Origin of the sequence: Aeromonas sp. (assembly GCF_050633025.1) — a bacterium.
Classification (GTDB): Bacteria; Pseudomonadota; Gammaproteobacteria; order Enterobacterales; family Aeromonadaceae; genus Aeromonas.
Map to the genome: position 1 here is coordinate 1 of NZ_JBODRQ010000132.1, position 9,026 is coordinate 9,026.

The 9,026-nt window shown below is 51.8% G+C and carries 8 protein-coding genes and 1 pseudogene; 5 read left to right on the plus strand and 4 right to left on the minus strand.

The window, feature by feature from the left end; genetic code table 11:
* Positions 1 to 501, plus strand: a pseudogene (locus ACRAUW_RS14830) (alpha-galactosidase); the annotation flags it as partial.
* A 78-nt stretch (positions 502 to 579) separates the two neighbouring features.
* On the opposite strand, the gene ACRAUW_RS14835 reads toward ACRAUW_RS14830, so the two are convergent.
* Together ACRAUW_RS14835 and sbcB are read right to left on the minus strand one after the other, a co-directional pair.
* Positions 580 to 1,080, minus strand: coding sequence for a hypothetical protein (locus ACRAUW_RS14835; protein WP_431362898.1), 501 nt, complete (start codon positions 1,078 to 1,080; stop codon positions 580 to 582).
* 155 nt (positions 1,081 to 1,235) lie between these two features.
* Positions 1,236 to 2,651, minus strand: coding sequence for an exodeoxyribonuclease I (sbcB, locus tag ACRAUW_RS14840; protein ID WP_431362895.1), 1,416 nt, complete (start codon positions 2,649 to 2,651; stop codon positions 1,236 to 1,238).
* A 188-nt stretch (positions 2,652 to 2,839) separates the two neighbouring features.
* On the opposite strand from sbcB, the gene ACRAUW_RS14845 reads away from it, so the two are divergent.
* Positions 2,840 to 4,033, plus strand: a complete 1,194-nt coding sequence (locus tag ACRAUW_RS14845) for a tyrosine-type recombinase/integrase (RefSeq protein WP_431362896.1) — start codon at positions 2,840 to 2,842, stop codon at positions 4,031 to 4,033.
* Between the two features lie 35 nt (positions 4,034 to 4,068).
* Here the strand turns inward: ACRAUW_RS14845 and ACRAUW_RS14850 are convergent, their stop codons facing one another.
* Positions 4,069 to 4,248, minus strand: a complete 180-nt coding sequence (locus ACRAUW_RS14850; protein ID WP_080689340.1) for a helix-turn-helix transcriptional regulator — start codon at positions 4,246 to 4,248, stop codon at positions 4,069 to 4,071.
* Positions 4,249 to 4,761: 513 nt separating this feature from the next.
* On the opposite strand from ACRAUW_RS14850, the gene ACRAUW_RS14855 reads away from it, so the two are divergent.
* Complete coding sequence (locus tag ACRAUW_RS14855) at positions 4,762 to 6,138, plus strand: SVAGG family GlyGly-CTERM protein (RefSeq protein WP_431362897.1); 1,377 nt, start codon at positions 4,762 to 4,764, stop codon at positions 6,136 to 6,138.
* A 243-nt stretch (positions 6,139 to 6,381) separates the two neighbouring features.
* Here ACRAUW_RS14855 and ACRAUW_RS14860 read toward each other — a convergent pair whose 3' ends face one another.
* Complete coding sequence (locus tag ACRAUW_RS14860; protein ID WP_024943485.1) at positions 6,382 to 7,305, minus strand: WYL domain-containing protein; 924 nt, start codon at positions 7,303 to 7,305, stop codon at positions 6,382 to 6,384.
* A 100-nt stretch (positions 7,306 to 7,405) separates the two neighbouring features.
* On the opposite strand from ACRAUW_RS14860, the gene ACRAUW_RS14865 reads away from it, so the two are divergent.
* The gene (locus tag ACRAUW_RS14865; RefSeq protein WP_024943484.1) at positions 7,406 to 7,696 is read left to right on the plus strand and encodes a DUF4258 domain-containing protein; all 291 of its coding nucleotides are present in this window, start codon (positions 7,406 to 7,408) and stop codon (positions 7,694 to 7,696) included.
* A 156-nt stretch (positions 7,697 to 7,852) separates the two neighbouring features.
* Positions 7,853 to 8,347: an ADP-ribosylglycohydrolase gene (locus tag ACRAUW_RS14870; protein WP_323932899.1), complete on the plus strand. Its 495-nt coding sequence runs from the start codon at positions 7,853 to 7,855 to the stop codon at positions 8,345 to 8,347.
* The last annotated feature ends 679 nt before the right edge of the window (positions 8,348 to 9,026 follow it).

Here is a 9,026-nt window from a genome sequence, read left to right on the forward strand (position 1 = left end):
CACGGCATGCGGGTGAGCGATGACGTGGAGCGCAATGGTCACCGCTATCGCCAGATCGCTCGCGAAGCCTTCTGCCGCGCCTGGCAAAATGACAAGCTCTGGGCCCTCGATCCCGACTGCATCTGTCTGCGTGATCTACCGAGCCAGCAGGCCAGAAAGGCGGATTACAGCTTCCATCTGGCAGCGCTGGTGGCGAGCGGCGGCATGATGCTGGCCGGTGATCGACTGCAAGATCTCGATGAGGAGCAGGCGGCGCAAATGCGCAAGCTGCTTGAGCTTTGTGCGGCCCGTGCATCCTCTGCCCGTTTCGAGTCGATGGACTTTGCCTGCGGCGAAGTAAGCCTGCCCGAGGGCGGTACTCTGCTCTGCCTCTTCAACTGGGAGGGGCAACCACAGGAATTTCTGCTGCCGGAAGGGGGAAGCGATTTTTTGCAAGGGCAGGCCGTTGGTACTGCCGTGACCCTGCAAGGGGGCGAGGGACGGGTGATCCGTTACGCCTGATCGTTGCGTCACCAAAAACAATTCAGGCTCCATCACGGAGCCTGAATTGTTTCAATCAGCGGTTATCAGTCACGTTTTTCAGTAACGCCACTCAAAACCAACGGCGTATTTGGCTGAGCCATAGCCCGGGATGTCGCTGCCAGAGGCGATCGCCTTGAGGGTCAACAACGGGGTAATGGGCACCCCCAGACCAAAACCGATGGCCAGTTGATCATTGGGGTTCCCCATCAGATCGACCCGCATCACCCGATAGAGGGACATATCCTCGCTCAGGTGCGTATACGCCTGTGACGCACGGTTATAGGCCTGACCAAATACCTCCAGCTGAAAACCGGACTGGGCACTGATGGCCAGCGGCACCCCGACAAACTTGTAGAGATGGGAACCGTTGAAGTAGCTGTTGGTGATCTGGGGGGTGAAGTCAGTCTGCTGGTAGAGCGTGCTGAAGTTGTGTTCGACGATGCGATAGGTCTGCTCCGGCAGGCGAGCAAGATAGTCCGGCACATCGAACCGGTATGCGGCGTTGGCTACCAGCGGCAGCAGGGCCAGTAATCCGAGCAGTGCGTGGTGACGAGGCATCAGCAAATGGCTTCCGTTCGGCCAAAGAGAACTCTTGCTTGGGAAACATCCGTTCAGGATGTTGCAAGATATTGGTTTTTGGGGAAATCCCCTTCGTCATTATGACCTGAAGAAGGGGACGGGCGGGAAGGATTTATTGTGAAACTACTCACAACTCATAAATCTTCCAGATAGTGATAGAGACTCTTTAGAATCGCAAAGTTCCGTTCGTTACTCTGGTTCTGCTCGGCCAGCGCCTCGAGACGGGGCACATAGTCCGGCAGACGGCGGCTGAAGTAGTCGCTGCAGTGCAGGCGCCAGCGTTTCTGCTCTGTTTCGCTCAAGGTGTGTGGCCAGTTGCGGGCGCGGTAGCGGAACAGCATCTCCGGCAGCCGGGCATCGGTAAAGGCGAACTCCCGCTCACCTAGCAGATCTGCGGGGGTGGCACGCACCAGATCCATGGTGGACTTGTCGCCATGGCCAAAGAATCCTGCGTAGAGCTGGGTATCGGGGTCGCTCTCATTGCTGCCGGCGAACTCCTGATTGAACACCTCCACCAGTTTTTCCCGCACCTCGGGGTGGGCGCGCAGCAGATCCAGGCTCTTGCGGCACTGCTCCCGATTGATGCCGAGCTCGTCGGCCCGTTCCGCGGTCAGGGTGGCGGCCGGCGCCAGCACCGGGCACTTGTTGATGTGCACCAGTTTCACCGGAATGCCCGCCAGATCCCCCAGCTCCTCTTTCTTGGTGTAGAGGCGCTCGCGGATCTCCTCGCTGGAGAGTTCAATGAGCGGGGTGGGGTCACGGGTCAGATCCACCATGATCACCGCGTTCTGGTTGGTGGGGTGCCAGGCAAGTGGCGAGACCCAGCTTGCACAACCCTGCCAGGGGGAGAACATGCCGGAGACGTGCACCAGCGGCTTCATGGTCACCACGTCAATCAGCGCCTTCACCTTGTTTTTGTTCCGCAGATCAAAGAGATAACCAAACAGCTTGGGTTGGGCTTTTTTCACCAGCTTGGCCATCTCGATGGTGGCCAGCACGTCCGAGAGTGCATCGTGAGCATTGGCGTGAGTCACGCCGTTGGCGACCGTCAGTTTTTCAAGTTTGAAACTCGGCTTGCCCTCATCGTCAAACGCCCACTCGATCCCCTCCGGGCGCAGGGCATAGCAGGCCCGCAGCATGTCGAGAATGTCCCAGCGGGAGTTGCCGTTCTGCCAGGCGTAGGCATAGGGGTCATAGAAGTTGCGATAGAGGGTGTAGCGGGTCACCTCGTCATCGAAGCGGATACTGTTGTAGCCAAGCACACAGGTATTCGGGGTGGCGAACTGCTCGTGGATCTGGCGAATGAAATCCGCCTCGCACAGCCCGTCCTTCATCGCCTTTTGTGGCGTGATGCCGGTGATAAGGCACGCCTCCGGATCCGGCAGATAATCAGCCGGCGGCTTGCAATAAATCACCAGCGGCTCGCCAATGAGGTTGAAATCCGCATCGGTACGAATACCGGCAAACTGCGACGGCCTGTCCTTGGCGGGGCTGATGCCGAAGGTCTCGTAGTCGTGGAAATAGAAGGTAGGATTTGTCTGCTGGTTCATTTCGTGGTTCTGAATTGTGTCTATATGCTTGAAAAACAAGTCGTTATACGGAGTGTTATCTCAGATTGTCTCACTTTGTCCGATCTTGATTCAGTCCGTTTCAGACCAGTTTGGTACATATCTGTGTACACGTTAGGACGCGTTAATGTGTCAGTGAAAAATCAGATGACCAGTCACAGGAGAGTCATATGCCACTTACTGATACGAAGCTACGGGCCCTCTATGGTAAGCCCTACTTTGGCAAGACGGAATTGTCAGACCGTGATGGATTGTCAGCTCGGGTCACCGAGCGAGGCACCATCTCGTGGCAATATCGCTATCGCTGGCAAGGAAAAGCGGCGAGACTCAAAATTGGACGCTATCCCGACCTTAAACTCGCTGATGCCAGGGCGTTGATCCCTGCAATCCGTGGTGCACTTGAGCGTAATGAACATCCCAGAGTTTTCTGGGATAAGCTCCACCAGAAGCATGATGTCACACTTAAACAGTGCTGCGAGCATTTTCGTGAACACCATCTGCCCAAGCTGCGGCCTCGTACGGTGATGCTCTATGAGCATACCATGCAGCGCTATTTCGAACCTCTGTTTATTGGTATTCCGGTTGAACAGATCCCGTTTTCGAGCTGGCTGGAGTGGTTTGATAAGATTGGCAAGAAAAAGCCGAAAAACGCAGGGCATTTATTGCGCAGGTTAAAATCCATTCTTAGTTTTTGTATTCGGCGTAATCTCATTGGCGGCTCCCCGGTGCTGCAATTACGCACCGAAGATGTGGGCTCTCAACCTGAGAGAGGCACTCGTGTGTTGACCATGCGTGAACTCGCTCAGATTTGGATTGCATTTGAACAGAGCAGGGCCAGCCGCGGATTAAAATTGGCAGCCAAATTGGTGATCCTGCTTGGCTGTCGTAGCGGCGAGGCATTGGGTGCGCAGTGGAGTGAGTTCAATATGGAGGAGCAAATTTGGACGGTTCCCGCTGCTCGAGCCAAATGTGGTGCGCCAATACGTCGGCCTATTCCTACGAGAGTGATGATGTTGTTGCAAGAAACGGCAGCGAGATCTCGGCTAAAGGGCGGCTCTGTATGTCGCTCGCCAGTGAATCCGAAAAGGTCATTGAGCAGTGCATCTCTCATCCAGTTAGCAGAGCGTGTGCGAGATAAACTGGATCTGCCGTATTGGCGTATGCATGACATGCGTCGAACGTTGAGTACGCGACTATCGGAAGAGCGTGTTATGCCACAGGTAACCGAAAAAATGCTTGGCCACCGAATGGCTGGAGTGATGGCCATCTACAATCTGCATGACTGGATTGATGAGCAACGTGAGGCATATGAGTTATGGGATACAAAATTAATGGAAGCAGTAAAATCCTTGCAGGATATTTAAATATAATTGAACCATAAGATGGTGTGATTCATCATCTAAGATGAGTGCTTTTCCCTTGATATCCAGCTATTTATCGCTGCGACAGAATAAAAGCCCTTATTGATAGGCGGTGGGAATTTGTCTTCTTTAATCCATCTGTACAGCGTCGATCTGGATATGCCAAGTTTTTTTAATAGTGTTTTTGTTCTTATTAGTGCTGGTTCATTGTTGTTCATATAGCCTCCTATTTTTTAGGAGGTTAAACATGATTGGTATATGTGTCAATTTACCATATTTTTAGACAACTTGCTTTTATGATATAGAAAAACAAGTCGTCATTTTCATACTGCTAAAATCAATTTAATAATTGTTTTTGTATATTATAAAAGCAATGAAAATGGCTATGGAACAATATGGCTTATGGTCATGACATGTAAATTTCAATAACAATTATGGCTCGTTTTAGCTCTCGATAGTTGGGTAGAGAGTGTGTTCGTGTTGTTAAGTCAACGGGTGGCTCTATTCATTATTGGTAAAGTTGTAAAAGTGATTGGATAGGTTAGCCCCGAGGGGGTAATAAAGTGGGGGTTAAGCAGAGAGTTAATAAAGTCTTTGTGCTTCATGGGATTGTGAATCCGTTCACAAATCATGACGTTTTTTTAAAACATCATGTCACGCATTGCAAATTGGATTCGTTGGAGTATTGTTTTCGGTTTCATATGGTTATACTAGTTCCGGAGAAACTATTGATGTCAAAGCTACTCCTTATGGCTGCAACCTTGGTTGCAAGCAATGCGGTGATGGCCACTACGGTTATTGATGTAAACGTAATGGTTCCTAAATCCATCGTTGATCAAGATGGTGCCGAAAAAGTGTTTAACACTATTCACCAGCGCGTAGCGGCTATGGACGAGTATTACACTAGTCAACGCACCGGCATCGTCAAAAATGGCAATCCTGAGAACCTGCATTTCGAGGTGAAGCAGATCCTCGTTATGAGCGATACCGTCCTGAACCCGACGTGTAAAACAGGCTACTCAGCCGCGGTTGTTCTGCTCAACGAAAAGGTTATCGGTGTTCGTAGCTCTTATGGCCCGAACTTCGGCATCATGGCGCCTCCGCTGTGGGACGGTGTATGCACCAACGAGCAGGACATTCAAGACCTGACCTTCGCTGCGCACAGCTCTGGTGCCGATATGTGGATCACCACCAAGGGCGGCCCAGATGGCAAGTTTGATGGGATGGCTACTTCCGGCGCTGATTTAATGGTGAGTCGTTATGACACCACCCCTGATACCTACGCACATGAAGCATTCCACCTGTTCGGCGCAGAAGATCTTTACAACCGTAAAGGTGCAGAAGGATTCTGCGACCAAGGGGGCATCTGGGCTGGTCGTCTGATGTGTGGTTACGGTAACCTGACCAAGAACAACATGTTCGGTGGCAGTCCTTCCGCCATTGACAAAGGGGATATTTACTCGTACGGCCCAAGCGAGAGATATTTGCTCCAAAACTTCTACAACAACCCTGACAGCCCTGATGCCGCTCGCCTGTTGACGATGCCTGATGGCAACCTCCGTGCTTACTACGGATGGACAAAAGGCACAGGTGCAGGCGTCATGCCGAGTGCAGACGTTGCTGACCGCACTTTCACCATGAAAGTAGACGGCACTGCCCTGACCAATGCGAAGCCGTACATCGATGTTACCATCACTGCCTCTGGCACTGATGCTGCCGGTAAGCGTCTCTCTGTAGAGCTGTATAGCGAGTCTGGCAGCGCGGTTGTGGGCCAGCACTACAACGATGGTATCTCGCAACTGGTGCGCTTTGACCCGACTACAGGCCAAACAGCACTCGATGCGGCAGGCAATCCGACTTACACAGTGCGTGTGACCGCCCGTGATCTGGCGTTCGTTGGTGCCAAGAGCTTCACCCTCGGTCTGCGTAGCGGTACTGGCGGTAAGGTGATTACCAAGCCGATGGCCATCACAGTGCAAGGTACCAACACTGATAATGGTGGCAAAGGTGGTGAAAATGGCGGTGGCGGTGGCGGTGGTTCGACAGGACCGATTTCATTGCTGACTTTGGTTATCTGCGGGTTGGTTCGCCGGCTTAAAATTTGTTGATAAGCCTTGTACCAATACCCTTTTTCATCATTATGGCAAGGTGGCCAAGCTGCGTTGGCATGGTGAGTCGCCAAAGCACCCAGATGTTATGAGTGTTGCCGGGAAAAATTACGGGCGTCCCCAAAATACGAATTCCGATTAAACGATTTATTACAGTCAAGGCCCCCGCCATGTCGGGAGCCTTTCTTATTTCTATCTCTCTTTGCCGGATGTGCGGAGAAGCCGGACATCATGGCGCCAGGGTTAACTTGGTCGCATTTGTAGGTCTGCACTCTTGAGCTTGAAGGTACAGCCTTGCTGGATGAGCTCCTCCCGGTTGGCCAGCACCAGCGGGTAGAGCAGGGGATGTTGTTGGTGTTCGCCGTTATAGCTCACTTGCATCCGTTCCAGTGCATAGTGCATCAAAGGCATGCGCTGGCTGATCAATAGCTGGTTCCCCGTCATGGCATAGTCTCTGGCAATGATGGCCTGTTGTCCTTCACTGAGCCCGGGATTGGGAACGACTACCGCAGTCACCTGGGTGTTCCACTCCAGATCCTGCTCCCGGCCGTGAGGAGAGGCATCCAGCAGATCCGGTTCGCCCCTAAATCGACTCATCACAAAGTCCAGATATTCCCCCTTCTTCTCGCAGTAGGCGCGTACGTGCCAGCGGATCCCGTCATAGACCAGAGTGTGGGGCACGATATTGCGGCCACTCTGCTCCTCTGAACTGAGGGATACGTAATCGACATCGACCCGCAGCTGGCCACGGGCCGCCTGCACCAAACCGCGCACAATCCTAGGGTCGATATGGCGGTTTGGCACATCCAGGATCTCGATATGGCCGTAGCGTAGATCCATCAGTGGCAGTGTCAACAGGCCCGCTTCATGTTGTCGCTGGTGCTGCTTTTCACGATGTAGCAGCATCAGATACTCATCCACTTTTCCCTCACTAAAGCGCGGGACAAAGTGCTCTGTGGGTTTGTATCCCTTCAGGCTTCTGTCATAGACCAACCCTTCCGGTGAGTAGTGGGTCAGGTAGTGGTTGATATCCCGTGACGCCTGTTGGCGACCGATATTGAAGGCTGTCATCAAATGATTGGTGGTCAGCCGTCCTTCCCACTGCAAGACGATCTCCAGCAGACGAAAACGCAGGGTTTGATCCCAGGTGAGCTCTTTGGGTGCCATACGTGCTCCAAAATGCGACATGTTTATGTAACCAGTATCGGCATGAGTATACAGGCTACATATAATGAGTCCATCTAAATGAGCGCCAAAGGAACATGTCATGAACGGGAAGCTGGATAGTGCGTACAGCCATCACGCCGCGTGCCGGATGCAGCAGCGCGGTATTGCTCCCGAGCTGGTAGAGCTGCTGCTGAGCATTGGGCGTTCTTCTTATCACCAGGGGCGCGAACTGGTTTATCTCGATCGCAAAGGCGTGACGATGCTGCAAGCCGAGTACGGAGTGCCTGCGGAATGCTGCCAGCGGCTGCGCGGTCACTATCTGGTACTGCAAGACGGTGAGATTGTCACCGTTGGTCATAAAACCACCCACTTCAAACGCGATCGTCACTGAGGCGCTATGAACTCAAGACTGTTATCGGATCAGGCGGCAATGCCCCTGATCAGGGGGATATATTGCCTACTGCCAGCCGAGCGAGCTAGGGAGCTGACCGTTCTGCTTGCCAAAGGCACGTGTCACCAAGAGGGTGAGACTTCACCACTGGCGGTGGTGACGGCATTGGCTATCCATGTCGAACAACATCGGCTGGATTACACGTCACAGCCGATCTATCTGGGGCGTGAACAACTGATGACCGGTGCTGCCGATTTGCTGGGGGAGGATGCCAGCTTTGAAGATCAGGACGCGTTTCGTCTGTTGGCGCTGCTACTCGACAAATTGCTGCGAGGAGGGCGTGGCAGCCGTCAGGCCAAGCTGGATGGACTCACGCCAAGCGTGATGGAGCAGCGGGCGCTGGCGACTATTTCCCCGAATAGCGTGGCTGTGGTGCGTGGCAGCTGGCGGCGCAACTCACGCAATCAGCTGGGCCATGCCAGCTGGCTGGATGTAGTGGAGGCAGCCCTCTGGTGCTTCTGGCATGGTGACGATTTAGCAAGCGGCGAAGTGCTACTCGGTGTGCTGCTAGGCAGGGATGAGCGAGTGCGGCTTGTTTATGGTCTGCTGGTTGGTGCTTTCTACATGAGGGAGCATTTCAGGCTCGAGTGAGGTTGTTTGAATTATTCAGTAAGTGATTTAAATATAACAATAAAATGAACTTCTGCAGTTTATGTATACGAACTTCTGCATGTGGTGTTTCAAATATGAAACAGCTGGACAGGTCTGGCTTGGCGCTATTACGGCAAAAACGGATGAAGTCCTGTCGGTTAAATTGCTCAGACTGTATGGAGATGGTATTCACCTGACAGTTGCCCACAAAAGGGTGTGGTTATACTGCTTCAGGCCAGATAACACAGAATCAAACTAACTGTCGTTATTTTGGGGGCGCCGATGGATATAAAACTATTTTTGATAATGCTTTACATATGTTTAGATGATACCTTAAATAAGTTGAGTGCATATCAATCATTGGACTTTATATAAGGAAATATAGAGAGGGTTATATGTCGTCTTGGAAAAATCATATTGTATTAAGTTTGGTTGGATGACGAGCTGAGTATGATAGATTATCTATAATTTTTTGACTTGTTTTTCATTAATTTTCGGCTGTTATGCTGTTATCATTGTGGGTTATGGATATTTTTGTGTATACCTTATGAAATGCATTTTATCAACAGATTAATAATATATCACGCAACAGGAAAACAATGCCAAATAAAATAAGCCGAACCCCCATGGTAAATAAGTTGGAATAACTTCCAACATGATTAGAGTAGAACGTAAGTTA